Below are 26362 nucleotides of genomic sequence, written 5' to 3' on the forward strand. Positions count from 1 at the left end.
TCGCGCGGGCATCTCGAATGTCGGGCGGCAGGGTAGGTACCTGCAACTAGGAGTGGGCCTGCTCCTGCTGTGTCTGGCGGGGCTGTGGTCCACGATGGCGGTCGCCGCGCCGTCGCCGCATTGCGGGCCGTTCAACATCTCCGTGGCTAATGGCGGCACGCAGATCATCAATGCCAGCGCCTGCGATGGCCCGGACGACGGCGGCATCGGCGGCATCCTGACCCCTCCAACACACGGCACCGCGACGACCAGTCCGTTCGGCCAGACGGTGACCTATACCCACCTCGGCAACACGGCGACCAGCGATACCTTCGTGTTCGACGATGGCCTTGGCAACGAAGTCACCGTCAACGTCACCATCGGCGCGCCGACCTCGCCGATCATCGTCAGCCCGGCCTCGATCTCGCCGGTGCTGGGCGTGCCCTTCAGCCAGGCGCTGAGCGCCTCCGGCGGCGTCGCGCCCTACAGCTTCGTGCATACCAGCGGCGTATTGCCGACCGGCCTGACCTTCTCGGGCGGCGCGTTCGGCGGCACCCCGACCCAGCGCGGCAACTTCGCGGTCAACATCACCGTGACCGATTCGAGCACGCCGACGCCACTGACGACGATCAAGTCGTACTCGATCCTGATTCCGATCGTCACGCCGGTGATCTCGCCGACGACCCTGCCGGCGATGGCGGTCGGCATTCCCTATAACACCACGCTGACCAGCAGCGGTGGCGTTGCGCCGTACACCTATACGGTGGAGGCCGCGCCGAACTTGTTGCCGCCCGGCCTGAGCCTGAGCAGCGGCGGCGTGATCAGCGGCACCCCGACCACGACCGGCACCTACACCTTCCGCATCGTGTCCGAGGACAACAGCACGTCGCAGGACGGTTCCGACAACAAGGGCAGCCGGCTCTATACCGTCACCGTCACGGCAGCGCCGGTCATCGTGGTCGACCCGGCCACGGTTCCGGGTGCGGCCGTGGGCGCCGCCTACAGCCAGACCTTCACCGCCAGCGGCGGCACTTCGCCATACACCTTCGCGATCTCCGCCGGCGCCTTGCCGGCCGGGCTGAGCCTGGCGAACAGCGGCGCCTTGACCGGCACGCCGACCGCGGCGGGCACCTTCAACTTCACCGTGCGCGCCACCGACAACAATGGTTTCACCGGCACTCGCGCCTACACCCTGACCGTTGCCGCGCCGACGACCTCGATCGCACCGACGACCCTGCCCAACGGCACCGTCGCGGCGGCCTACAGCCAGGCCATCACCGCCAGCGGCGGCATCGCGCCGTACACCTATGCGATCACCGCCGGCGCCTTGCCGGCCGGCCTGAGCCTGGCCAGCAACGGCACGCTCAGCGGCACGCCGACCGCGGGCGGCAGTTTCAACTTCACCGTCACCGCGACCGGCAGCAGCACCGGCACCGGTGCCCCGCATACCGGTTCGCGCGCTTACACCTTGGTCATCGCCGCGCCGACGATCACCCTGCCGGCGACCAGCCTGGCCAACGGCACGGTCGCGGTGGCTTATAACGCGACCCTCAATCCCGCCAGCGGCGGCACCGCGCCGTACACCTATGCGGTGGGCGTTGGCGCGCTCCCGCCCGGGATCAGCCTGAGCAGCGCCGGCGTGCTGTCGGGGACGCCCACCGCAGCCGGCACCTTCAACTTCACCGTCATCGCGACCGACAGCAGCACCGGCACCGGCGCCTACAGCTCGGCGCCGCGCGGCTATTCGCTGCAGATCGTCAACATCCCGCCGGTCGCCAACGCGGTCTCGGCGACCGTCGCCTACAACAGCGGCGCCAATCCGGTCAGCTTGAACATCACCGGCGGGGTGCCGGCCTCGGTGGCCATCGGTACGGCGCCGCTGCACGGCACCGCGATCGCCAGCGGCACCACCGTCACCTACCAGCCGGCCGCGGGTTATGCCGGGCCGGACAGCTTCACCTATACCGCGAGCAACGGTGCCGGTACCTCGGCCCCGGCGACGGTCACCGTCACGGTGAGCCCGCCCAGCATCACCGTGGCCGCATCCGGTCCGTTCACCGCGCAGATCGGCGTCGCCTACACCCAGACCTTCACCTGGTCCGGCGGCACCCAGCCGTTCAGCGGTTACAACGTGACCGGTCTGCCGGCCGGTTTGAGCGTCACCGGCACCACCGCCAACAGCGTGACCGTCAGCGGCACGCCGACCGCGGCCGGCACCTTTCCGCTCAACGCCAGCGCGACCGACAGCAGCACCGGCGACGGGCCGTTCACCGTCGGCCAGGCCTTCGTCCTGACAGTGAGTGCGCCGACGCTGAGCATGACGCCGGCCGCGGGCACCTTGAACGCGACCTACGGCAGCGCCTACAGCCAGGCTTTCGTCGCCAGCGGCGGCACGCCGGCCTATGCCTATGCCGTTTCGGCCGGTGCCTTGCCGGCCGGCTTGACCCTGGACGGCGCCACCGGCGTGTTGTCCGGCACCCCGACCGTGACCGGCCTGTTCACCTTCTCGGTGCGCGCCACCGACAGCTCGACCGGTGCCGGCGCGCCGTTCGCCCGCGCCCAGAACTACGTCCTGCAGGTGGCCGCGCCGACCATCGTGGTCGCGCCGCCCACGCTGCCGGGGGCGCAGGTCGCTGCGGCCTACAGCACCGATCTGAGCGCCAGCGGCGGCATCGGCCCGTACACCTATTCGGTGACCGCCGGCGCCTTGCCGGCCGGCCTGAGCCTGAGCTCGGCCGGCACCATCGCCGGTACGCCGACCTCGGGCGGCACTTTCAACTTCACCGTCACCGCCAGCGACGGCAACGGTCAGACCGGTTCGCGCGCGTATGCGCTGACCGTCGCGGCGGCGACCGTCAACGTCTCACCGGCGACCCTGCCGGCGGGCGGCGTGGCCCAGGCGTACAGCCAGACCCTGACCGCGTCCGGCGGCACTCCGGGCTATAGCTTCGCAGTCACCGCCGGCGCCTTGCCGGCCGGCCTCAGCCTGGCCAGCAACGGCGCCCTCAGCGGCACGCCGACTGCGGGCGGCAGCTTCAACTTCACCGTCACCGCGACCGACAGCAGCAGCGGCAGCGGCCCGTATACGGGTTCGCGCGCCTACACTCTGAGCATCGGCGCTTCGACCGTGGTGTTGCCGCCGACCTCGTTCCCCAGCGCGACCGTCGCCTCGGCCTACAGCGCCAACATCAACGGCGCCACCGGCGGCACTTCGCCGTACAGCTATGCCTTGGCCTCGGGCAGCCTGCCGCCGGGCATGAGCTTCAGCAGCGCCGGCCAGATCAGCGGCACGCCGACCGCGCCGGGCAGCTACACCTTCGCCGCGACCGCGACCGACAGCAGCACCGGAACCGGTCCCTACACCTCGGCGCCGCAGAGCTACACCCTGGTCGTCGTCGACATCGTGCCGGCAGCCAATCCGGTTTCGGCCACCGTGGCCTACGGCAGCGGCGCCAATCCGATCGCCTTGAACATCACCGGCGGCATCCCGGCGTCGGTGGCGATCGCGGCAGCACCGGCGCACGGCACGGCGATCGCCAGCGGCACCTCGATCACCTACCAGCCGGCCGCGGGCTACGCCGGCAGCGACAGCTTCACTTACACCGCGAGCAACGTGGCCGGCACGTCGGCGCCGGCGACGGTCACGATCACCGTCGCCAACCCGGTGATCACGGTGACCGCGGGCGGCCCGCTGACCGCGCAGGTCGGCGCCGCCTACACCCAGACCTTCACCTGGGCCGGCGGCACCGCGCCCTACAGCGGCTACAACGTCGCCGGCCTGCCGGCCGGGCTGAGCATCACCGCCACCACCGCCGACAGCGTCACCGTCAGCGGCACGCCGACCGCCGCGGGCAGCTTCAGCCTCAACGCCAGCGCGACCGACAGCAGCAGCGGCAACGGTCCGTTCACCCAAGGCCAGATCTTCACCCTGACGGTCGGCGCACCGACCCTGGCGATGACCCCGGCCCCGGGCAACCTGCCGATGAACTACGGCGCGGCGACCGCCATCAACTTCGCCGCGAGCGGGGGCTCGGCGCCGTACAGCTTCAGCCTCGCCAGCGGTTCGCTGCCCGTCGGCGTGAGCTTCAGTTCGGCCGGCGTGCTCAGCGGCACGCCGACGGTGCCCGGCAACTACAACATCGCCGTGCGCGTGCAGGACAGCAGCACCGGCAGCGGCGCGCCGTTCTCGCTGCAGCAGAACTACACCATCGTGGTGGGCACCCCGAGCATCGTGCTCGACCCGCCGAGCCTGCCGAACGGTACCGCCGCGATCGCCTACAACGCGGCCATCGCCGCCACCGGCGGCGTCGCGCCGTACAGCTTCTCGCTGCTCAGCGGCGCGTTGCCGATCGGGATGAGCTTCTCCTCGGCCGGCGCGCTTTCCGGCGTGCCGCGCTCGGACGGCAATTTCAGCATCACCGTGCAGGCCACCGACGCCAACGGCCAGACCGGCTCGCGGGTCTATACCTTCGCCATCGACCCGGCCAACGTAGTGATTTCGCCGGCGGCCTTGCCCGGCGGCGTGGTCGGCGTGCCTTACAACCAGAGCCTGAGCAGCAGCGGCGGCATCGCGCCGTACAGCTACTCGATCGTTTCGGGCAATCTGCCGGTCGGTTTGTCCTTCAGTTCCGCCGGCGTCTACAGCGGCACCCCGACCACCGCCGGCAGTTACACCGCCACCATCCGTTCCACCGACGACGCCGGCTACACCACCACCGCGCCGCTGACGATCGTGATCGTCGACGCGGTGCCGGTCGCGGTCGACGACAGCGCCAGCACCTTGTCGAACCAGGCGGTAACGATCCCGGTCACCGCCAACGACACCGGCATCATCGCCAGCGTCGCGGTCGCCTCGGCGCCGAGCCACGGCAGCGCGGTGGTCAGCGGCATAGACGTGGTCTATACCCCGGCCGGCAATTACTTCGGCAGCGACAGCTTCACTTACACCGCCAGCGGCCCCGGCGGCACCTCGGCGCCGGCCACGGTGACGATCACCGTCAACGCGTTGCCGGTGCCGCAAGGCCAGCCGCAGACGGCGACGATCCTGTCGACCCAGACCGCCACCATCGACGCGGCCGCCGGCGCCACCGGCAGCCCGTTCACCGGCGTAACCCTGTTGAGCCCGCCGTCGTCGGGCACGGCCGTGGTCAGCGGCACCCAGATCGTCTACACCCCGGCCAGCACCACGGTCGGCCCGATCGCCCTGGTGTACACGCTCAACAACGCGTTCGGCCCGTCCGCGCCGATCACCTCGACGATCACCGTCAACGCGGTACCGGTGGCGCAATCGCGGCGCGTCCGCACCATCGCGGGCGCGGCGGTCGCGGTCGATCTGACCGCCGGCGCGACCGGCGGCCCGTTCACCGCGGCCACCCTGGTGTCGTTGACCCCGGCGTCTTCGGGCAGTGCGGCGATCAGCGGGTCCGGCGGCGTGTACACGCTGCGCTATACGCCGGTCATCGGCTTCTCCGGCGTCGCCGTGGCGAGCTTCACCCTCAACAACGCCCATGCGACCTCGGCGGTGGCGACCATCGAAATCGAAGTGCTGCCGCGCAACGATCCTTCCAAGGACGCCGAAGTGCTCGGCCTGCTCAACGCCCAGGCTTCGGCCGCGCGGCGCTTCGCCACTGCCCAGATCGGCAACTTCCAGCAGCGCATGCAGGGCATGCACGAGGGCGGCAGCGACGGCGCGCGCTTCGACAACGGCCTGAGCTTCTCGATCGACCCGCGTTGCCGCGACGAAGCGCGGCGCACGCCGGGCAGCGATTGCCGCCAGCCCTTGCTCGCCGACGAGCAGGCCGCGATCGAGCCCAAGCCGCCGGTCGAAGGCAGCGGTACGCGCTACGGCATCTGGACCGGCGGCTCGATCAACACCGGCAACCGCGACGGACGCAGCGGCGGCTCGGCCGGCTTCGACTTCGAGACCAGCGGCATCAGCGCCGGCGCCGATTACCGCCTGCGCGAGGACTTCGCGCTCGGCGGCGGCATCGGCTACGGCCGCGACGACACCGACGTCGGCCAGCGCGGCAGCCGCAGCAAGGCCAAGAGCTACAGCGCGGTGCTGTACGCCAGCTACCATCCGGGCGAGAGCTTCTATCTCGACGGCCTGCTCGGCTACCAGTGGCTGTCGTTCGACACCCGCCGCTACGTCACCGACACCGGCGGCATGGTCCGCGGCGACCGCGACGGCACCCAGTGGTTCGCCTCGGTCTCGGCCGGCATGGACTACCAGCGCGACCGCCTGCACTTCACGCCGTACGCCCGTCTCGACGTGGCCCGCGCGCGCCTGGACGGCTATACGGAGCAGGGCGACGCCTCGTACGCGCTGACCCATCGGGACATGGACGTCGACACCACCACGACCAGCCTGGGCCTGCGCCTGGATTACCGTTACCCGGTGCGCCTGGGCACGTTCTCGCCCACGGTGCTGCTGGAGTACCAGCACGACTTCCAGGACGAGAGCTTCGCGACGATGAGCTATGCCGACATGGTCGGCGGTCCGTTCTACCGCGCCCGCCTGGAGGGTCTGGACCGCAACCGCTTCGTGTTCGGCATCGGCGCGGTGTTGCAGACCGAGCGCGACCTGGTCCTGCGCTTCGAGTACCGCGGCCTGTTCGGCAGCGGCAACGACGACGACAACAGCTTCATGATCAACGTCGAGAAGAAGTACTGATCGAACCCCTGGCGCGGCTCGGGCCGCGCCAGGGGGCAGGGTGCGATGCATTCGATGCGGGCCGGACACTCGCTCCGGTCGCGATGCGCAGGCCTCCCGCCGTCGTCCTCGCAAACACCGATACGCAACTTCCCAGTCGCCATCCCGCGAAGGCGGGGATTCAGGGCTTGACCGCGACGCGTGGCCAGGGCGATCGCCATCCCGGCATGCCAAGATGCCGCCATCGTCCCTGCGAAACCTGCCGCGATGTCGATGTCGTTCGCCGAACCCAGACCCAGCCTGCCCGAGGCCCTGCTCGCCGAGCTGCCGCTGCAGCTTCCGGCCGAGCAGCGCGCCGCGCTCGAAGCCGCATATGCGACGCCGGCGCGCGCCTATCACAACATCGGCCACGTCGCCGAAGTGCTGCGCCATTACCTCGACGTCGCCGCCGGCCCCGGCTGGCGGCAGCCGCGCGAGGTCGCGCTCGCGGTGCTGTATCACGACGCGATCTACGAGGCGGGGCGGCGCGACAACGAGGCGCGTTCGGCCGTGCTCGCGCGCGAACACATCGTGCGCTGGTTGGCGGATGCGGGCCTCGATGCCGATCGCGTGGCCGAACTGATCGAACTGACCGCGCGCCACGGCGCCATCGCCGCCGACCAGGTCGACGAGGAGACGCGCTTGTTCCTCGACGGCGACATGGCCATCCTCGGCGCCGAGCCGGCGGTGTTCGACGCCTACGATCGCGGCATCGCCTCGGAATACCGCGGCCATGTCCCCGGGCCCCTGTTCCGGCTGAATCGCCGCCGCTTCCTCAAGGGCTTGCTCAAGCGCGAGCGGATCTTCCTCAGCGACTACTACCACGCCCGTTACGACGCGGCGGCCCGCAACAATCTGCGCCGCGCGATCACCACCAAGCGCTGATCGCCCGCAGCGCGGCCGGCGCGGTGCGGCGGTGACGGGCAGGGCACTGCCTCGATTGCACCGAGCCTGGCGGCGGCTTTAACCACACGCGTTCAAATGCAGGTCTTCAAGACACCGGCGACCCCCGGCCGCACAGACAAAGGCCGCCGCATCGCTGCGGCGGCCCCTGCATCGGCGCCGGCGGTCCTCGCCGCCGGCGAGGTGAGTCGTATCAGCTGGACAACCGCCCCAGCGAACTGTCGAGCACGCGTTGCAGCTTGCGCGCCGCGCCGCTGATCGCTCCGCGCATCGTGTCGGCGTCTTCGGTGGCGGCCACCGGCGGGCGGCCCTCCAGACGCGCTTCGATGGTGCAGTGTTTGTCGCCGCCGCCGGCCTTGGCGCCGTTGACGTCGCGCAGGTGGACTTCGACCCGGGTGACCTGGTCGCGGTAACGCGAAAGGCTGTGGTCGACCACGCCTTCGACGTGCTGGGCAAGCGACTGATCGCCGCGGAGATGGTGGTCGGTGTTGAGCTGTACCTTCATGCAAACGCCTCCTGATGGAGCAGTTGAGAGGGCAACGCCGCCGCCCTTGCGGCGGCGTTTCACGCGGTCCGGGCCTGCTTGGCCGTCTTGTCCGGGCCGCGCAATTCCTGGGACCGCGGTTCGCGCGGAAGGTTCGCGGCTCGGTTCAGGTCCGACCCAGGGGCCGCATGTCAGTCTCGCGGAGACGCCGCGCGTTAGAATGGCGGCATGATCGTCAACATCGCCGCCTATCATTTCGCCACCGTCGAGGACCCGCCGCGATTGGCCGCTTGGGTCCGTGAACGGGCCGAAGCCGGCGAGTTGCGCGGCACCGTGCTGGTCGCGGGCGAGGGCATCAACCTGTTCCTGGCCGGCGCCGCCGCGCCGATCGAGGCCCTGCTCGACGGCCTGCGCGCCGACCCGCGTTTCGCCGGGCTGGTGGTCAAGTACAGCCACAGCCGCCAGCAGCCGTTCGCCCGGCTCAAGGTCAAGCTGAAGCAGGAAATCATCGCCTTCCGCCGCGAGCATTCCTCGCCCTTGCGCGAGCGCGCACCGAGCGTGACGCCGGACACCCTCGCGCGTTGGCTCGATCGCGGGCACGACGACGGCGGCCGCCGGGTCGTCTTGCTCGATACGCGCAATCGCGAGGAGGTCCAGTACGGCAGCTTCGCCGACGCGCTGACCCTGCCGATCGACAATTTCACCGAGCTGCCCGAGGCCCTGGCGCCGCATCGCGAAGCCCTGGCCGACGCCACCGTGGTCAGCTTCTGCACCGGCGGCATCCGCTGCGAAAAGGCCGCGCTGTGGCTGCGCGCCGACGGCATGGACAATCTGCTCCAGCTCGACGGCGGCATCCTCGGCTATTTCGAGCAGGTCGGGGGCCGTCATTACCAGGGCCGCTGTTTCGTGTTCGATGAACGCGTCGCCCTGGATCCGGCGCTGCAACCCTTGCACGACGACGCGGCCGCCTGAGCGCGGCCTTACGAACTATTAACGGCGAACGGTTAGGCTGCGCGTTCGCGCCGCGCCGGCACCCTCGTGCGGGCCTTCCCCCGGCGGCGCGAACGGACCTGCGCCGGCGTTGCCGGTGCGTCCGCGGCCCGCGGCAATCGCAACCAGGATTTTGTACAGAGGACCCCCGATGAACCGACGTCTGTTCCCCGCTTTGTCGACGCTCGCGCTCGCCGTCGTGGCGCTCGCCGCGTGCAGCCAGAGTGCGCCGGTCAACACGGCTGCCCCGCAGGAAACCACCGCGGCCCTGCCGCAGGCGCCGCAGGCGGTGCCCGACCCGAACGCCGAACCGGTTTCGCGCGCGGCTCCGCCGATGCTGCCGCCGGTCGCCCTGGGCACCTTCGAGCCCGGCAACCCGGTCGCCCAGGCGACCACCGGCAAACTCACCATCGACGATCTCGAACTCAAGGGCGAGAACGGCTCGTTGTACAAGACCGAGCGCGTCGCGCTGGTGCGCGGCGGCGACCAATACACCGCCGGCGAGACCTATGGCGCGGTCATGCAGGTCGAAGCCAGCCAGGCGATCGAACTGCGCCGGGTGATCGAGCAGGTGCCGCCGAAGGAAACCCCGGGCAACGCCTTCTGCGGCACCACCCCGACCGGATTCATCGCCCTGGCGAAAGTCACCGAGAGCACCGGCGACGTGGTCAAGCTGATCGCCCTGCAGGGCAGCGACGTCCCCGCCGCGACCGCGCAAGGCGTGGGCCTGTGCGCCTCGATGTTCTACATGGGCAAGGCGAGCGAGAAGCCGGCGGCCTGAGCACCGCGCGACCGCGTCGGTCGTTTGCGCAATAATCGGGGCTGGCGTCGCGCTCGCGTAGTCGCCGGGCAAGTCCATGAGGCTCGCCTGCGCGGCGAGACGGCGGCCTGCAAGCGTTGGGCGAGTGGCCATTGCGGTTCGCCGATATACAACCACCGACAGGACGGGCCGGACGGCCTGGGGAGATAACGATGGACCGTTGTCATGCGCTCGTCGCAGCGCTCGTCGTAGCCGGCCTGCTCCAGGCGGGCCCTGTATCGGCCACCGAAAGCGTGCCGGAGAAGGCCGTGGTCGTGACGAAGTCCACGTTCAAGGGCCGGTGGCCGTTGCCCTACGAGAGGGCGACGCTGACCTGCCGCCCGCGAGGGTATGCGAACACGATCGCCACGCCCGAAGGGCAGTTCGCCCTCAACGACGCGGCCCAGGCGGAAGGATTTCCAGCGTTGAAGACCTTGCGGCCGAAGGGCGGGCAGGCCTCCGCCAGCGAGGCCGGCCTGGACGAGCTCGCGAAGGCCGCGGACGCGTTCTGCACGAGGAGTTGGTCGCGTTCTTGAGCGCGCGCCACGCCAACCAGGGAGAGGTTCCATGCCGGGCTCGGCCGACAAACAAGCGCTGTTGAACGGGTTGAAGCAGCACCTGGCCGCCGAAATAAGCCGCCTCCAGGCCCAGCTCGAAATCCACGACAGCTCGCAGGACCGGATTGTCTTATCCGATTGCACGGACAACCTGCGTTCGCTCGAGCGTGAGCGGAATCCGGAGCAATCGCTCCTGGTCATCGAAATCGAAGAGAGCGAGTTCTATCTGGATCGGCTGAGCGGCACCAGGAGCTACCTGGACCTCGTGGCCAAGGTGCCGTATCCGCTGTCGGGAACCGCGCTGATCCAAAACCGCGAATACCGATTGGCGAAGCGCTCGCCGTGGCACGAGAGTGTCGGTCCGGGTGCGGAATTCAACGGCTCTACCCGACGCGACGAGCGCTGGACGAGCCGCTTGGTGGTCAAGTCGAAGCGCTGACCGGCCCGGCAGGGCCGTTGGATCGCGGCCCCGCGGTCGAAGCCGTAGCCGATCGCTCGGCTCGGTTCGTTCGGCTCAGTCGTCCGCAAGCCCAAGCAAATGTCGCGCCGCCGCGCGGCCGGCGATCAGGCCGCTCGCGAAGCAGGCGGTCAGCAGATAGCCGCCGGTCGGCGCTTCCCAGTCGAGCATCTCGCCGGCGAAGAAGGTCGCCTGCGCCGGGGCCTGGGCCGCGGAATCCGCCGCGGAACCGCGCGCGGCCGGCGCACGCAGGCGCAGTTGCGGGTCCAGCGCTTCCAGGCGCACGCCGCCGGCGCTGCTGATCGCTTCGGCGATCGGGCGCGCGCGCAGCAGGCGCAAGGGCAAGCGCTTGATCGTCTGCGCGACCACGGCCGGATCGTCGAGGCCATCCTTGCCCAATACCTCGAATATCAGCGCGGCCTTGACCCCGTCCAGGCCGGTCTGGCGCCGCAGATGCTCGCCGACGCTGCGGCCGCGGCGCGGCTGGGCGAAATCGCGCTGCAGGCGATCGAGCTCGCGGCCCGGCGCCAGGTCCAACCGCAACACGGTGTGGCCGTGCGCGGCGATGCGCTCGCGCAGCTCCGCAGACAAGGCATAGATCAGGCTGCCCTCGATGCCGGTCTCGGTGACCACGCATTCGCCCTGCAGGCTGTGTTCTCCGGCTTCGTCGCTCCAGTGCGCGATGACCGGTTTGAGCGGTGCGCCGGCGTGGCGGCCGGCGAAATGCGGGCTCCAGCCGATGTCGAAGCCGCAGTTCGACGGTTGCAGCGGCGCGACGTCGATGCCGCGCGCGCTCAACCACGCCGCCCAGGCGCCATCGGAACCGAGTTCGGGCCAGCTGCCGCCGCCGAGCGCCAGCACCGTCGCCGCGGCGCGCACCTGCGACTCGCCCTCGGGCGTGGCGAAGCGCAGCGCGCCGTCGTCGCTCCAGCCTATCCAGCGATGGTGAACGTGGAAGCGCACCCCGTCCTCGCGCAACCTGCGCACCCAGCCGCGCAGCAGGGGCGCGGCCTTGCGGTCCATCGGAAACACCCGCCCGGAGCTGCCGACGTAGGTCTCGACGCCGAATCCGCGCGCCCATTCGCGCAGGGCCTCGCCGTCGAACTGGTCGAGCCAGCGGCCTATCGCCTCGCTGCGCGCGCCGTAGCGGCGATCGAAAGCCGGCCGCGCTTCGCCGTGGGTGAGGTTGAGCCCGCCCTTGCCGGCGATCAGGAACTTGCGCCCGACCGAACCCATGGCGTCGAACAGGTCGACCTCGACGCCCATCGCGCGCGCGGTCTGCGCCGCCATCAGGCCGGCGGGGCCGCCGCCGATCACGACCAGGCCGGGCAGGGTGCTTGCGTTGACGGACATGGGTAACGGCAGGGCGGCGCGGTAGCGGCCGACCATTATGCCGCCCGTCGCGCCGTCCGGGCCGCGGGCGGCGCCCGGACACGACTTCCGGCCTCTGGCGCGCGCGGCGACTATCGCCGAGAGTGGGCGTTTTCCGGGAAGGACCACGATGCGAGCCAACGACTGGAAGGCGCACGGCGCCGGTCTGCTGTTGTGCGTGAGCGCCGCCGGTGCCGCCGCGCAGGCGCCCGAGGCCGCCGCCGCGAACGCTGCCGTCGCCGCGCCGGCGCTGCCCGAGCAGTTGCAGGATTTCGACGCCTACGTCGAAGCGGTGCGCAAGCAGTTCGAGGTGCCCGGCATCGCGGTGGCGATCGTCAAGGACGGCCAGGTGGTGCTCGAACGCGGCTACGGCCTGCGCGAGATCGGCAGGCCCGAACCGGTCGACGCCCACACCCTGTTCGCGATCGCCTCCAACACCAAGGCCTTCACCGCCGCCTCGCTGTCGATGCTCGCCGACGAAGGCAAGCTCAGCCTCGACGACCGGGTGATCGACCGCTTGCCCTGGTTCCGCATGGCCGACCCTTACGTGACCCGCGAGATGCGCCTGCGCGATCTGCTCGCCCATCGCAGCGGCCTGGGCCTCGGCGCCGGCGACCTGCTGTACTGGCCGGGCACCGACTACAGCAACGAAGACGTGGTCCGGCGCCTCGCCGAAGTGCCGCTGAGCGGCGGCTTCCGCGGCCAGTACGCCTACGACAACATCCTCTATGGCGTCGCCCAACGGGTGATCGAGGAAGTCAGCGGCCAGAGCTATCGCGACTTTCTCTCGCAGCGCATCTTCGCGCCGCTCGGCATGGACGAGACGCGCTACAACAGCGACGCTCTGCGCGCCGGCGACGCGGTCGCCAGCGGGCATGCCAAGGCCGATTTCAAGAACCTGCAGATCGCGCCGCGCATGACCTGGGCCAACGTCGCCGGCGCCGGCGGCCTGTATTCGAGCGTGCACGACATGAGCAAGTGGATGCGCGTGCAGCTCGACGGCGGCGTCTACGCGCGCGACGGCGACAAGGAACAACGCTTGTTCAGCGCCAAGCGCCAGCAGGCGATGTGGTCGGTGGTCACGCCGATGCCGATCGCCGAGCCGCCGGTGCCGGAGCTGGCGCCGGCGAAGCCCAATTTCGCCGGCTACGGCGAGGGCTGGCAGTTGACCGATTACCGCGGGCGCAAGCTGGTCTGGCATACCGGCGGTTGGCCCGGCATGGTCTCGCGGGTGACCCTGGTGCCGGAGCAGAAACTCGGCGTGGTGGTGCTGACCAACGCCGAACTCGGCGGCGCCTTCCAGGCGGTGACCATGCGCGCGCTCGACGCCTACCTCGGCGCGCCCAAGACCGACTGGAACGCGGCCTATGCCGCAGCCCTGGCCAAGAGCCGCAGCAAGGCCGACGACGACTGGAACCAGCACGTCGCCGCGCGTGCGGCGAACTCGAAGCCGTCGCTGCCGTTGCAGGCTTATGCCGGCACCTATCGAGACCCGTGGTACGGGGACGTCTTCGTCGAAGCCGCCGGCGACGGCCGATGGCGGCTGCGCTTCGGCCGCAGCAAGGACCTGGTCGGCGAACTCAGCCACTGGCAGCACGACACCTTCATCGTCCGCTGGGATCAGCGCTGGCTCAACGCCGACGCCTTCGTCAACTTCGCCCTGACCCCGGACGGCAAGGTGCGCGAGATGCGGATGGAGGCGATCTCGCCGCTGACCGACTTCAGTTTCGACTTCCAGGACCTGCGTCTGGCGCCGGTGGTGGCGGACCCGGCGGCGACCCCGATGAAGCCGGCGACGCCGAGGGTCGCGCCAGCCAGGCCGGCCGCGGGCGAGCGCGCGGGTTGAGCCAAGCGCTGCGGCGAAAGCCGCGGAGCCGGCGAGACCGGGCTGGCTGAACCGAGCTGGCACGACAACAGGCAAGACCGGGTCGGCGGACAGCCTTCGCCGTTGCCGATGCCTGCGCTTCACCCCACGACAGGTGCCCACGGGCGAGATCGATCCGACGACCGGCGGCGGTCGGTCGTCGGCGAGGTAGGGGGGCGGCGATCCCGCGTCGTTTTTAGTCAGGACTGGGTACCCGGTCGTCCCCGCCCGCATGTCTCCAGGATGCCGGCGGCAGCTTGTGGCGCATAGGGACCGTGCCCATTGCGTCACTTAAGGCCCTGCATCGCGGCGTCCCGCGATGCAGGGCCTTCTTCATTGCGGGCTGCGGCGCTGCCGGCATATCGCCAGACGGGCAGGGCATGCGGGCCTGGCAGCCCGAGGGCAGAAGTCCCCATGGCATGGTTGTGCGCCTAGAGGACCTTGATTCGGCCGCCCCACGGACGGATGCTGGCTCGGGATCGACCGAAGGATCGGCATGCGCACGCACGGCACCTTGATCAAATGGAACGATGAGCGTGGGTTCGGATTCATTGCCCCAGCCCAGGGCGGCGACGAGTTGTTCGTGCATATCTCCGCATTCGGCCGCGGCGCCGTGCGACCGCGCCTCAACGAATTGGTGTCCTTCGAAATTCACACGAAGAGCGACGGCACCCGCCAGGCCGTCCGGATCATGCGGGCCGGCGAAGGTCGGCCCGCCGCATCGGCGCGGCGTCGCGACCCAGACATTCCGGCGCGCAGTAGGTTTGGCATCGCGGCTCTGGCGATCGCGGCGATCGTCGCGGTAGGCGGATACGTCTACAGCCGGTCCTCGCCGGTGCCGTCCGAAGCGTTCGACTCCGCGCGCCCGTCGACACCGGCGACGATGCCGATGCGGGCCTCGGTCGCGGCATCGGTGAAAGATTCGCCCTCATCCGTGCCGAAAGCTGCAGCGCTGCGGTCGTCGACCGAATCGTCTGCGAGCTTCGCCTGTGACGGCCGCAGTCACTGTTCGCAAATGACGTCGTGCGCCGAGGCCCGCTATTTCCTGCGACATTGCCCGAATACGGAAATGGATGGCGATGGCGACGGCGAGCCCTGCGAACAGCAATGGTGTTCGCGCTGATGGCGCGACGATGGCGTCACGGCTCGCGATCCTCTTGAGCGCGAATTCATGGATCGCGACATGACTCTGAAGTCTTCGCATCCCCGCCTGCGCGGGGACGACGGATGGGGAAGTGTCGAAATGGCGGGCGACGGACCGGGCCGGCTGGGCAAAGACCGAAGTCTGGACGGGGATGCATGCCTGCGGACGCAGCTGGCCGCCGGTGAAGCGCGGTGGGCCCTGGCTCGCGGTGCGACTTTTGCCGTTCGTACCCGGCTTGCGCTCATCGGAAGAGCCGCAATTGATGGCTCGTCATCTCCGCGCAGGCGGGAATCCAGGGCTTCGCCGCGGCTAATCTTGAAGTCTATGGACTCCAGGTAAGCGCAGGGGACGACAGCAACAGAAAGGCATTGGATCAGCGCATTCACGCACACGGTCGCGTTGGCGCCCCGATCTTCTCGCCCGCTTTACCAATACCTGCGCATGCTGGGCTCGACCGCCGGTTTCGTCGAGAGGTTCAGATCATGATGCGTCCACTGCGATGCCTGACCGCGCTTTCGCTCGCGATCACGCTTGCCGCCTGCGGCGAAACCGCGACCCTGCAGGTCGCTGATGGCACCGGCCAGCGGCCGCAGCTGCCCGCGCCGAACAAGACCTTGTTGCCGACGGTCAACGTCGCGCCCGCGGTGGGCTGGCCGTCCGGCGGCAAGCCGGTGGCGGCGCCGGGCCTGGCGGTGACGGCGTTCGCCGGCGGGCTCGATCATCCGCGCTGGCTGCATGTGCTGCCGAACGGCGATGTGTTGGTCGCCGAAAGCAACGCGCCGGCGTCGGACAAGAAGGCTTCGGGCATCAAGGCCTGGGTTGCGGCGCGGATGATGAAGCGCGCCGGTGCGGCGGTGCCCAGCGCCGACCGCATCAGCCTGTTGCGCGATGCCGACGGCGACGGCGTCGCCGAGTTCCGCAGTGTGTTCCTGCAAGGCCTGCATTCGCCGTTCGGCATGGCCCTGGTCGGCGAGGATTTCTATGTCGCCAATGCCGATGCGGTGCTGCGGTTCCCGTATCGCGAGGGCGAGACCTCGATCGCGCAGGCCGGGGTCAAGGTCACCGACCTGCCGGCCGGTATCAATCATCACTGGACCAAGAACCTCATCGCCAGTGCCGACGGCCGCAAGCTCTACATCACCGTCGGTTCCAACAGCAACGTCGGCGAGAACGGCATGGCGATGGAGGAAGGCCGCGCCGCGATCTGGGAGCTCGACCGCGCCAGCGGCAAGAAGCGCTTGTTCGCGACCGGCCTGCGCAATCCCAACGGCCTGGCCTGGGAGCCGACGACGGGCGCGCTGTGGACGGCGGTCAACGAACGCGACGAGATCGGCAGCGACCTCGTGCCGGACTACATCACCTCGGTGCGCGACGGCGGCTTCTATGGCTGGCCCTATAGCTATTACGGCCAGCACGTCGACGTGCGGGTGAAACCGCAGAAACCCGAACTGGTGGCCAAGGCCTTGGTGCCGGACTACGCGCTCGGGCCGCATACCGCCTCGCTCGGCATCGCCTTCTCGCAGGGCACGAGCCTGCCGGCGCAGTTCGCCAACGGTCTGTTCGTCGGCCAGCACGGCTCCTGGAACCGCAAGCCCAAGAGTGGCTACAAGGTGATCTACGTCGCTTTCGACAACGGCCAGCCTGACGGTCAGCCGGTCGACGTATTGACCGGCTTCCTGGACGCGGCGGAAAACGCGCAGGGCCGGCCGGTCGACGTGCGCCTGGACAAACACGGCGCTCTGTTGGTCAGCGACGACGTCGGCAACATCGTCTGGCGGGTCACCGCGGCGAAGTGAGGCGCGGCCAACGGCGCTAGCGCGGCCTCAGTCGCAACCGTCGCGGCGGCCGTCGAACAGCACCGATTCCGGCCTGTTCGTGCGCCGCGGATGGAAGTCGCCCAGGCTCAGCTTGAGATGCTCGGGCGAGACTTCCACGCGCAGGAAGGTCTGGTCGTGATTGCGGTAGAAAATGACGCTGGTCTGCTCGGAGGCGCCGGCGGGCGGTAGGGACGGGCCCGCCATGCGCCAGAAGTTCATCGGCGTTGTCGGCACCTGGGCTTGGCCTGACTTGGCGGGGCCTGACTTCGCGGTGCCGGACTGCGGCGGTCGGGGCGCGTTCGGCCTGTGAACCGGCGCCGTCTCGGCGTCCGGCGTCGCCGCCGCGTCGCTCGGCGTATTGGGCCCCAACACCGCGTCGTGGCCGCTGCGTGCGAACTGCAGGCGCAGGCGGCGGTCGGGGTCGTCGCCGTCGGCGCGGTGCAGCGCGCCGACCAGCCAGTCCTTGCGCTCGGGTTCGGGCAGCAGCCGCAGGAACAAGGTGGCCGGGCCGTCGGGTCCGACGCGCTGGATCCAGCAGCCGCGGACCTTGTCGATGTCGTCCGGATAGTCCGCATGCACGGGCGATGCCTGAGCGCTGAAGGCGGCCCATCCGAGCGCGGCCAGGGCGATCGAGCGGCGCGAGGAGGTTATGAGCGATTGCGAACGAAACCTAGGACGCGACATGAAGGTTGCCTGCGCGAAGACGCGCTCACCATAAGCGCCGCGGGCGGTTTTCCATAGCCTGCGTGGCCGGCGAGCGGGGCGGGGTTCAGCGTCGCGCCGCGGGCTGCGTCATTGCACCACCGCGACCTCGATCTCGCGTTCGTCGCCGCGGCCGTGGTCGTCGACCACCGACAGGCGGAAATGCCCGGTGCGGTCCGGCGTCCAGGCCAGGGCGGCGCCGGGTTCGGCGCTGCCGAGGAAGGTGTTGCCGACGAACCAGTACAGGCGCGAGACGTCGGCATCGACGGTCGCGGCGAGGTTCAGAGCGACTTGCTCGGGATGCGACAGGCGCATCGTGTAGCGGGTGGCGCGATACGGCGAGGTGATGCTCGGCGGCGAGCCCAGCCAGTCCTGCGAACCTGCGCAGTCGTGTCCCGGCGGCGGGCGCCGGCGCGGAATGCCGGCCTGGACGAATACCCGCGCCAGGTCGGACGGCCAGAACTCGAAGACCTCCTGGCGCATCGTGCGCGGGTCGAACGGCCCGCAGGCCGGCCGGCCGCTGGCGATGTCGATGGCGAGGGCGCGGTGCACGGTGCTGATCCGGATCGGCGACTTGCCGGGGATGAACCAGGTCGTGCCGCGCTGTGGGCACCAAGCATTGGGCAGATCGCCGCTGGCGCGGCAGACCTCGACACGCTTGAGGTTCAAGGGCCACTGCCGCACCGGCTCGGCCAGATCGACCCGCGCCGCCTGCAGGCCGTCGACGATGTCGAAGAACAGCGGCGCGGCGGCTTCGACGCCGACCAGGGCGGGGTTGCTGGAGCCGTCGAAATTGCCCAGCCACACCACCAGCACGTAAGGCCCGACCAGGCCGGCGCTCCAGGCGTCGCGAAACGCCCACGAGGTGCCGGTCTTCCACGCCACCGGCAGGGGCCGCGAGGCCGACTGCGAGCCGGCATCGGGGCGCGGGTTGTGCAGCAGCATGTCGCGGGTGACGAAGGCGGCCTCGGCACTGAGCAGGCGCGCGCCTTCTTCCTGCGGGTCGTGTTCGCGCCAGCGCAGCGCGCGCAGACGGCCATCGTTGCCGAGCATCGCGTACATGCGCGCGAGTTCTTCCATCGTCACTTCGCCGCCGCCCAGGACCAGGGCCAGGCCGTAGTGATTCTGGCTGGCCAGGTCGCGCACGCCGGCTTGGCGCAGGAAATCGTAGAAGCTCGGCTGCCTGAGTTGCGCGGCGACACCGACCGCGGGGATGTTGCGGCTGCGCACCAGGGCCTCGGTCGCGGTCACCGGGCCCATGAAGCGGCCGTCGAAGTTTTCCGGCGTGTACGGCCCGAACGCGCTCGGCACGTCGCGCAGCACGCTGGCCGGGTGCAACACGCCCTGGTCGAGCGCGAGCGCGTAGATGAAGGGCTTGAGGGTGGAGCCGGGAGAACGCTTGGCATCGGTACCGTTGACCTGGCCCTGGATGCCGGCGTCGAAGTAATCCGCCGAACCGACCAGGGCGCGCACGCCCATGTCGCGGGTGTCGATCAGGATCGCGCTGGCGTTGCGCAGGCCGCGGCTGCGTTCGCGCTGCAGATGGTTGCGCACGCGCTCTTCGAGCAGGCGCTGCAGGCGGGTGTCGAGGGTGGTCTTGAGCTCGGGGCCGTCGTGCGGATGCCAGGCGCGTTCGGCCAGCACTCGGTCGACCAGGTGCGGGGCGCGGAACGGCAGCTCGCGCGCGCTGTGCAGGCGCAGCGGCAGGTTCAGCAGCGCGTCCTCGGCGGGGTCCTCGGGATGACGCTCGCGCCAGCGCGCATACAACCGTGCACGCGCCGCTTCCAGACCGCTGCCGATGTAGTGGGCGTCGTCGTCGCGCGCGCTCAGGCGGCCGCGCCGCGACGGCGCTTGCGGCAACACCGCCAGCGCCAGCGACTCGGGCAGGGTCAGGCGGTCGGACGGTTTGCGGTAATAGATCAGGCTGGCCGCGCCGACGCCTTCGATGTTGCCGCCGTACGGGGCCAGGTTGAGATAGGCCTCGAGGATTTCGTCTTTCGAGTAATACAGCTCCAGTTGCAGCGCGCGCGCGATCTGCACCAGCTTGCCGCGCACGTCGCGGGTCTGCAGGCGCCAGCGCAGGCGCGCGAGCTGCATGGTCAGGGTGGAGCCGCCGATGCGCGCCTCGCCGCTGGCGTAGGTCGACCAGGCGCCGCGCGCCAGGCTGACCGGGTTGACGCCGCGGTGCCAGCGGAACCAGGCGTCTTCCTGCAGCATTACCGCTTCGACCAACTGCGGCGAGACCTGCGACAGCGGCACCCACAGCCGGTAACGCTGGTCGCTCGCGAGGGTCAGCCGCAACAGGCGGCCCTCGCGGTCGCGGACCACCGTCGACAGCGGCACAGCCTCCGACAGCGACGGCCGCGGCCAAAAGCGCACAGCGACCAATACCGCAATGACGGCGGTGAGGCTCAGCAGCAGCATCCACCACGGCCGTCGCATGCTTTCTGTCTCGCCTCGTAGTCGCATGAATCCCGTCTCGCCCCGCGGGTGGATCTTCCCTGCCTCGCCCGACGAAACCTTCATGGCTTCGGCGCGTCGACCTGCAGTCGGCCGGCGGGGCCGCCTTGCGCGTACACCGAGCGCTCGTACATCGACTCGGCGTACACCGGCGGCACCACGAACTTGCCGGTGTTGTTGGCGCGCATCGCGTAGCGGAACTCGACCACCTCCGAGCCGACGCTGCCGTACAGCACGATGCGGTCTTCGCGTTGTTCGACGTGCTCCGGGGTGAAGCTGGAGTTGGGCAGGGCCAGGGTCTGTCGCGGTGCCGCGTTCTGCTCGCCGCCGTCGCGCGAAGGCTGGGCGTCTTCCTCGCCGCCGTCCTCGCAACCCTCGTCGCAGCCTTCGCTGTCGTCGCCGGCCGCAGGCTCGGCGACGGCCGCGGCGGCGTACTGCATCACCGGTTCGAACCCGCCCGGGAGCAGGTCGACGATGGCGATGCTGTCGCGGCCCGGCGCGCCGAGCGCACGCAGGCGCAGGCGCACGGTGATTTCCTGGCCCTGCTTGAGCGCGGTCACCGGTTTGCCGGCGGCATCGAGGTAGTCGCGCACCACTTCCAGGCCGCGGTCCTGCACCGCCTTCGGCGCCGCGCGGTCGTAGCCGCTCTGGTTGACCAGGTACCAGGCCGGGGTCGGGCCGGCCGGCGCCACCCACAGGCGCAGGTCGCCGCCGGCGAAGGCGCCCCGGGCGATCAGACCCTGGGCGTCGCCGATGCGGCGCGACTTGCCGTCCTTGCCGGCCGCTTCCAGCACCGGCGCGGCTTGCGCCGGTTGCGCGCGGGCGTAGGCGTCCATCGCCAGCACGGTCAGGGCCGAGGACAAGGTGTTGTAGCTGTTGTTGCGCAACGGATCGAGCAGTCGTTCCAGCGCCGCCGGCTTGAGCTGGTCCTTGGCCAGCGCGGCGAAGTGGCGGTTGAGCAGGTACATCGTCCAGGCCTGTTCGATGCCGCCGTCGTAGTAGTGCGAGTAGGCGCGCGGCGCCGCGGCCGCGTTGCGGTTGGCGCGGGCGAAGGCCTTGACCGCGAGCGGGCGCGCCGCCTTGTCTTGTTGCAGCAACTGATAGCTCGCCGCGATCAGCAGGCCGGCGCTGTCGTTCTCCCAGGTCTTGGGCTGGTCGCGCTTGATCTGCTCGTGCACCGAGCTGAGCAGGTTGCTGGCGGTGCGGCCCTGGCGCACCAGCAGGTATACCGCGAAGGCGCGGCTGCGCAGGGTCGCCAGGTCGTTGCCGGAGCGGTCGGCGGCCAGGGATTCGAGATAGCCGTTGAGCGACTTCAACAGGTCGTCCGGAATCGGCTGGCCGCGCTCGCGCGCTTCGATCAGGTACAGCGCGGCGTAAGCGGTGACGAAGGCGTCGGCCTCCGGCGTCGCCGTCCACGCGCCCAGGCCGCCTTCGCTGTTCTGGCGCGAACGCAGCACGTCGACGATGTTCTGCTTCGGTTGGCCCGCGCCCGGGCCGACCACCTTGCCGAGCTCAGGATGCGACCGCAGGACCAGCGCCGGGAACGCGCCGCTCAGCAATTGCTCGGTGCACTGGTGCGGGTAATCGCCGAGGTAGGCGGTCAGCCCGTCGAGCGCGACCAGCGGCGAGACCGAGGCCGACAGCTGGCGGGTTGCGCGTTGGTCGTACATTTTGCGCAGGGGTTGGATGACGGTGCGCTGGGTGGCGCGTCCGGCGATCAGGTCCTGGCGCGCGACCACGGCCGGGCGCAGCGACAGCTCGATCCGCCGTTGCGCCCTGAACGCGCCCGAGCTGGCCTGGATCGCCACCGGCATCGCGCCGAGGACGTGGCCGGCGCGCACGCGGAAGCGCACCGTGGTTTCGCCGCGCGGGGCGATCGACACCGGGGCCGGCGCCGCGCCGACCAGGGTCAGCGACGGCGGCAGTTGCAGCGCGACCGCGACCTTGGCCGCCGCCTGGGCGCCTTCGATGGTGTTGGCGACGCCGACCGGGAGGTCGAATTCGTCGCCGGGGGCGACATGGGTCGGCACGGTCGGGGTCAACACGAAGTCGCCGCGCACCAGCGCCTCGGTCTGGAACACGCCGACCCGTTCCGGCGTCACCGCGACCGCGACCACCCGCACCTGGCCGTTGAAATGATCGGGCAGGGTGAACTTGAACTGATGCTGGCCGTCGACGTCGACGATGCCCGACCACCACACCGCCGGTTTCTCCGATTTGCGCTTGAACGGATTGAGATGCTTGGCCATGCCGCCTTCGCCGTCGCCGCCCGGCGCGGCCTGGCCGGCGATGCGGCTGAACTCGGGCAGCAACAGGTCGAGGATCTGTGCGGTGTCGACTTGCAGCATCTTCTTGCGGAAGAAGTGATCGAGCGGGTCGCCGACGCGGTAGCGCGCGACCTGCAGGATGCCTTCGTCGACCGCGAACAGGACCACCCGCGCCTTGCCCTGGGTGACCACGTCGGCGGTCATCGGCGTGCCCGGCTTGGTCACCCGCGGCAGGCCGACCTTGAGCGGCTGGGTGCGCGCGTTGCGGTCGACCGCGAACGGCGCCACGCCGTAGGACAGCGGGCTCATGTAGATCTCGTCGGAATTCGGGTCGCGCAGGAACTGCACGTTGACGTAGCCGTTACCCTCGAAATCGGCCGGCACGACGATCTTCTGCACGCTGGCGTTGCTGTCGGCGCGGAACCAGGCATGGGCGTAGACGCGGTCGCGTTCCAGGGTGATCAGGCCGCTGCCGGCGTACGGCGCGCGCACGCTGATCTCGATGGTCTCCCCGGGCTTGTAGCTGGGCTTGGACAGATTCAGGCTCAGCTCGGCATTGCGTTCGAGCGAGCGCGACAGGTTGGCGGCGCCGGCGATCCGGTAGCCGACCTGGTTGAGCACCTTGCCGTCGGCGGCGCGCACTTCGAGCACGAAATCGCCAGGCTGGTCGGCGCTCAGCGCTACGTTCTCGCGGCCGCCCGCAAGAGTCAGCGCCTGGTCGCGACGGTCGAAGCGACGTTCGTGCGAGACGTAGCGGTAAAGGCCGGAGTCCTGCTTGGTCAGCACCGACACATAGCGCTTCTCGACCACCACCGCGCGCAGGCCGGCGACGGTCTTGGGCTTGCCGTCCTGGCCGATGGCGAGCAACTGCAGGGTGCGCTTGGCGCCGCGCTTGATGTAGTTCAGGTCGTCCTGCGACTTGATCCCGAGCAGATGATCGTTGCTCGACACCAGGGCGCTGGTTTGCGCGGCGACGTTGCGGCCGCTGCCGGGCTCGTAGGCGCGGGCGAGGAAACTCAGCTGATAGGTCGCACGCTCGTACTTGGTCAGGTCGAGCTTGAATTCGGCGCGGCCTTCGGCGTTGGTGGTCTGGTCGCTGAGCGATTCGTCGTAGCCTTCCTTGGCGCGCTGCGGGTCGAAGAACTGGTAGCCAGGATAGGCCGGGAAGCTCGGGAAGGCCGGGCGCAGCACCATGGTGCCTTCGACCCGGCGCTGCTGCGCGGGCGTGCCGAACAGGTTCTCGGCGTCGACCTGCGCCGACAGCTGCTCGGGCTTGATCCAGCCGTTGGCGTTCTCGGCCGACAGCCTCGCCTTGACCCGCATGATGTCGGGGGCGAACTCGCGCACCTGCACCGAGGTCGAGCCGATCGTGGTGCGCTGGTCGTCGCGGCCGAGCAGGAACAACTGCACCTGCCAGGTGCCGCTCGGCGCGTTGTCGCCCGGGGCGAAGCTGGCGCTCTCGAAACCGCTGGCGCTGAGCTTGAGCCGCTCGCGCTTGGCGACGGTGCCGCGCGGGTCGGTGAACTCCCATTCCAGCGGCAGGCCGGTCAGCGCGCGCTTCCAGTCGGCGGCGCGCACGATCATGCCGACGTTGACGGTGTCGCCGGGACGGTACAGGCCGCGGTCGGAGAACAGGTAGGCGTTGAGCGCGCCGGCCTCCAGGTCGTTGGGCTCGCCGCCGATATCGAAACGCGAATAGTCCAGGGCGCGGTCGCGGTCGCCGATCGGCAGGAACGAGTAATCCTCGCCCTGGCTCACGGTCAGCATCGCCGGCTGCTTTTCGCGCTTGAAGCCTTTCAGCGAAGGCAACTGGGCGCGGCCGCTGGCGTCGGTCTGCGCCTCGACCAGGGTTTCGCCGTTGCGAGCGACCGCGCGCACGCGCGCGCCGGCGACCGGCGCGCCGTTCGACAGCGATTGCACGAACACGTCGCGGCGGCCGTCTAGCGCCTGCTTGACCGCCATGCCCAGGTCGGTCAACACCACCAGGCGGCTGTCTTCTTCGCTGCCGGCTTCCTCGGCCAGGGTTTCCTCGGCGCTGCGCTTCCTGTCGTCGTCCTCGAGGGTGCGCAGGCTGAGCAGGAACACGCCGCGACGGCCGGGCTTGAGGTATTGGCCGAGGTCGACGCCTTCGTAATGAGCTTTGGCCGGGTCGGCGGCCGGCAGGGTCAGGCGTTTTTCCTCGCGCTCGACCAGGCTGTCGGCGGACAGGTTGTAGAAGCTGGGCTTGGCATAGCTGCCCTCGTTGTTGAAGACCAGGTGCTGGATCTGCTCGGGCAGGACCCGGGCGATTTCCAGGCGCGCGCCGGCGACGTTGCGCGAGACCAGACTGATCCGGCGCTCGCCGCGCAGCGACAGCAGCGCGCCTTCGCCGACGAAGCGCAGCAGCTTCGGGTAGTCGGGCACGGTCTCGACCGCGCGGTGGTTGGCGCCGAGCATGAAACCGCCGAACGCCTTGAGGCCTTTGTCGACGCGCAGGTAGATGCGGCGGCCGGGCGGCGCCTGGAACTTGAAGCTGTGGGTCTCGACGTACTCGCGCTCGGTCGGCACCGCGCTCAGCGGCAACGGCGTGGCGGCCTTGAGCACCGCCTCGTCGACATCGTCGCGGCTCCAGGTATAGGCGCCGCTCTGTTGCGCGGCGGGCCGGCGCGGATCCTTGACCGGCAGCAGCCAGGCGCGCACGGCGCCGGCGACGTCGCGGTCGCGCATGGCGTTGTTGAAGGTCAGCACCAGCGCCTGTTCGGGCTCGAAGCGTTCGTTCTCGACCAGGACCGCGGCGACGTCGCTGACCTCGACGCTGTACAGCGAAGGCAGGGCGACGGTGGCGCCGAGCGGCTTGGCGGTGCCTTTGCCGCCGAGGGTGCTGACGATGCCGGCGGCGATTTCGAGTTTGAGCTTGCCGCCGTTCTCCGGCAGGGTCAGGGGCTGCGAGTGGATCCAGGCCTTGAGCCGGCCCTTCTCGTCGTAGTTGACCGTGTACTTGGGCGCGGCCAGGGCGGTGCCGGCGCCGTCGGCGAGGGTGAGGGCGATGCGGCGTTCGAGCTGGGCGGCGTCGACCGGATGCGAGAACTTGAGCTCGTACACGCCTTTCTTGAGCGTCGGGTCCTGCGGGTCCTGGTAGAACTCGCTGTTGGCGATCTGCGCGTAGAACGGCGCAGTCTCGAATTCGAACCGGTACTCCTGCAGCCGCACCTTCGGCGCCAGGCTGAGCTTGGGATCGAGTTCGACCGTGTAGCGGGTCTTGACCGGCCAGTCGGCCGAGGGCTTGAACACCAGGGTCTTGTGATCTTCCCAGCGCCAGGCGCCCTTGAGTTCGGGGGTCATGGTCACCCCGGCCGGTGCCATGCCGACTTGCTTGATCGGCGCGGCGGTGTCGGAAAAGGTCAGGCGCAGACTGTCGACCTCGGCCGGCGCGCGCGTGTAATCGGTCAAGGCCGGGCTATGGACCTCGACTCCGAGCGCGCCGGGCACGACCGGCTTCGGCCGGGTGACGAGCCAGTGGCCGAGCGTGGCGACCGCGAGCAGGCCGAGCAGGCTGCCGAGGTACAGCGCCGGCCGTTGCCGCACGCGGGCGAGCAGGGCGGCGAGCCAGACCGGCGGGACCCAGTCGATCTGGCCGAACAGCGAGCGCGTGGCCCGCGTCCAGGGCGAAGGACGGCCGGCATCGCCAGCCTCCGCGTGGGGAGCCGGTTGCGACGGCGAGTCGGTGTTTTGCATTGCGGGTGTTCCAATCCGTGGTGCTGTGGCTAGTGCCGGGCCAGTGCGATCCGTTGCCTGGCCGGTCCCCGTGTTCGTCCCTTTCCCGACCGCGCCGGGCGCTTGCGCGCGCGGCTGCGTGATCGATCGATGGCCTAGACCGGAATGTTAGAAAAACGTTCCT

The 26362-nt window shown here is 69.9% G+C and carries 14 protein-coding genes; 9 read left to right on the top strand and 5 right to left on the bottom strand.

What is annotated here, in order from left to right:
* Positions 1-52 precede the first annotated feature (52 nt).
* Together ACSAMQ_RS02375 and ACSAMQ_RS02380 are read left to right on the top strand one after the other, a co-directional pair.
* The gene (locus tag ACSAMQ_RS02375; RefSeq protein ID WP_435394109.1) at positions 53-6652 is read left to right on the top strand and encodes a putative Ig domain-containing protein; all 6600 of its coding nucleotides are present in this window, start codon (positions 53-55) and stop codon (positions 6650-6652) included.
* A gap of 252 nt (positions 6653-6904) precedes the next feature.
* Entirely contained in the window at positions 6905-7555 is a 651-nt protein-coding gene (locus tag ACSAMQ_RS02380) for an HD domain-containing protein (RefSeq protein ID WP_435394146.1), read from the top strand.
* Positions 7556-7766: 211 nt separating this feature from the next.
* On the opposite strand, the gene ACSAMQ_RS02385 is transcribed toward ACSAMQ_RS02380, so the two are convergent.
* On the bottom strand, positions 7767-8078 hold the full coding sequence (locus ACSAMQ_RS02385) for an HPF/RaiA family ribosome-associated protein (protein ID WP_435394110.1): 312 nt from the start codon (positions 8076-8078) through the stop codon (positions 7767-7769).
* 207 nt (positions 8079-8285) lie between these two features.
* Here ACSAMQ_RS02385 and ACSAMQ_RS02390 point away from each other — a divergent pair, with 207 nt between their 5' ends.
* The 4 genes from ACSAMQ_RS02390 to ACSAMQ_RS02405 all read left to right on the top strand — a co-directional run bounded on the left by ACSAMQ_RS02390 (position 8286) and on the right by ACSAMQ_RS02405 (position 10842).
* Positions 8286-9029 (top strand): sulfurtransferase, encoded by a 744-nt coding sequence (locus tag ACSAMQ_RS02390; protein ID WP_435394111.1) that lies wholly within the window; start codon positions 8286-8288, stop codon positions 9027-9029.
* Between the two features lie 169 nt (positions 9030-9198).
* Positions 9199-9828: a hypothetical protein gene (locus ACSAMQ_RS02395; RefSeq protein ID WP_435394112.1), complete on the top strand. Its 630-nt coding sequence runs from the start codon at positions 9199-9201 to the stop codon at positions 9826-9828.
* A gap of 191 nt (positions 9829-10019) precedes the next feature.
* Positions 10020-10382, top strand: a complete 363-nt coding sequence (locus ACSAMQ_RS02400; RefSeq protein WP_435394113.1) for a hypothetical protein — start codon at positions 10020-10022, stop codon at positions 10380-10382.
* Between the two features lie 31 nt (positions 10383-10413).
* Positions 10414-10842 (top strand): hypothetical protein, encoded by a 429-nt coding sequence (locus ACSAMQ_RS02405; RefSeq protein WP_435394114.1) that lies wholly within the window; start codon positions 10414-10416, stop codon positions 10840-10842.
* Between the two features lie 75 nt (positions 10843-10917).
* On the opposite strand, the gene ACSAMQ_RS02410 is transcribed toward ACSAMQ_RS02405, so the two are convergent.
* Entirely contained in the window at positions 10918-12213 is a 1296-nt protein-coding gene (locus ACSAMQ_RS02410; protein ID WP_435394115.1) for a TIGR03862 family flavoprotein, read from the bottom strand.
* A gap of 148 nt (positions 12214-12361) precedes the next feature.
* Here ACSAMQ_RS02410 and ACSAMQ_RS02415 point away from each other — a divergent pair, with 148 nt between their 5' ends.
* The 3 genes from ACSAMQ_RS02415 to ACSAMQ_RS02425 all read left to right on the top strand — a co-directional run bounded on the left by ACSAMQ_RS02415 (position 12362) and on the right by ACSAMQ_RS02425 (position 17035).
* Positions 12362-14077, top strand: coding sequence for a serine hydrolase (locus ACSAMQ_RS02415; RefSeq protein ID WP_435394116.1), 1716 nt, complete (start codon positions 12362-12364; stop codon positions 14075-14077).
* Between the two features lie 514 nt (positions 14078-14591).
* Entirely contained in the window at positions 14592-15218 is a 627-nt protein-coding gene (locus tag ACSAMQ_RS02420) for a cold shock domain-containing protein (protein ID WP_435394117.1), read from the top strand.
* A 503-nt stretch (positions 15219-15721) separates the two neighbouring features.
* Complete coding sequence (locus ACSAMQ_RS02425) at positions 15722-17035, top strand: PQQ-dependent sugar dehydrogenase (protein WP_435394118.1); 1314 nt, start codon at positions 15722-15724, stop codon at positions 17033-17035.
* A gap of 27 nt (positions 17036-17062) precedes the next feature.
* On the opposite strand, the gene ACSAMQ_RS02430 is transcribed toward ACSAMQ_RS02425, so the two are convergent.
* The 3 genes from ACSAMQ_RS02430 to ACSAMQ_RS02440 all read right to left on the bottom strand — a co-directional run bounded on the left by ACSAMQ_RS02430 (position 17063) and on the right by ACSAMQ_RS02440 (position 26199).
* Positions 17063-17635 (bottom strand): hypothetical protein, encoded by a 573-nt coding sequence (locus ACSAMQ_RS02430; RefSeq protein ID WP_435394119.1) that lies wholly within the window; start codon positions 17633-17635, stop codon positions 17063-17065.
* 213 nt (positions 17636-17848) lie between these two features.
* A complete protein-coding gene (pbpC, locus tag ACSAMQ_RS02435; protein WP_435394120.1) occupies positions 17849-20200 on the bottom strand; it encodes a penicillin-binding protein 1C in 2352 nt (783 codons plus the stop codon).
* 80 nt (positions 20201-20280) lie between these two features.
* Entirely contained in the window at positions 20281-26199 is a 5919-nt protein-coding gene (locus ACSAMQ_RS02440; RefSeq protein ID WP_435394121.1) for an alpha-2-macroglobulin, read from the bottom strand.
* Positions 26200-26362 lie beyond the last annotated feature (163 nt).

The sequence above is a fragment of the Lysobacter sp. 1R34A genome, assembly GCF_051217035.1.
Lineage (GTDB): Bacteria > Pseudomonadota > Gammaproteobacteria > Xanthomonadales > Xanthomonadaceae > Lysobacter.

Excerpts from the sequence above, each read along its gene's own strand:
- ACSAMQ_RS02380 (WP_435394146.1), top strand. The coding sequence starts at position 6,905 with ATGTCGTTCGCCGAACCCAGACCCAGCCTGCCCGAGGCCCTGCTCGCC.
- ACSAMQ_RS02385 (WP_435394110.1), bottom strand. The coding sequence starts at position 8,078 with ATGAAGGTACAGCTCAACACCGACCACCATCTCCGCGGCGATCAGTCG.
- ACSAMQ_RS02390 (WP_435394111.1), top strand. The coding sequence starts at position 8,286 with ATGATCGTCAACATCGCCGCCTATCATTTCGCCACCGTCGAGGACCCG.
- ACSAMQ_RS02395 (WP_435394112.1), top strand. The coding sequence starts at position 9,199 with ATGAACCGACGTCTGTTCCCCGCTTTGTCGACGCTCGCGCTCGCCGTC.
- ACSAMQ_RS02400 (WP_435394113.1), top strand. The coding sequence starts at position 10,020 with ATGGACCGTTGTCATGCGCTCGTCGCAGCGCTCGTCGTAGCCGGCCTG.
- ACSAMQ_RS02405 (WP_435394114.1), top strand. The coding sequence starts at position 10,414 with ATGCCGGGCTCGGCCGACAAACAAGCGCTGTTGAACGGGTTGAAGCAG.
- ACSAMQ_RS02410 (WP_435394115.1), bottom strand. The coding sequence starts at position 12,213 with ATGTCCGTCAACGCAAGCACCCTGCCCGGCCTGGTCGTGATCGGCGGC.
- ACSAMQ_RS02415 (WP_435394116.1), top strand. The coding sequence starts at position 12,362 with ATGCGAGCCAACGACTGGAAGGCGCACGGCGCCGGTCTGCTGTTGTGC.
- ACSAMQ_RS02420 (WP_435394117.1), top strand. The coding sequence starts at position 14,592 with ATGCGCACGCACGGCACCTTGATCAAATGGAACGATGAGCGTGGGTTC.
- ACSAMQ_RS02425 (WP_435394118.1), top strand. The coding sequence starts at position 15,722 with ATGATGCGTCCACTGCGATGCCTGACCGCGCTTTCGCTCGCGATCACG.
- pbpC (WP_435394120.1), bottom strand. The coding sequence starts at position 20,200 with ATGCGACGGCCGTGGTGGATGCTGCTGCTGAGCCTCACCGCCGTCATT.
- ACSAMQ_RS02440 (WP_435394121.1), bottom strand. The coding sequence starts at position 26,199 with ATGCAAAACACCGACTCGCCGTCGCAACCGGCTCCCCACGCGGAGGCT.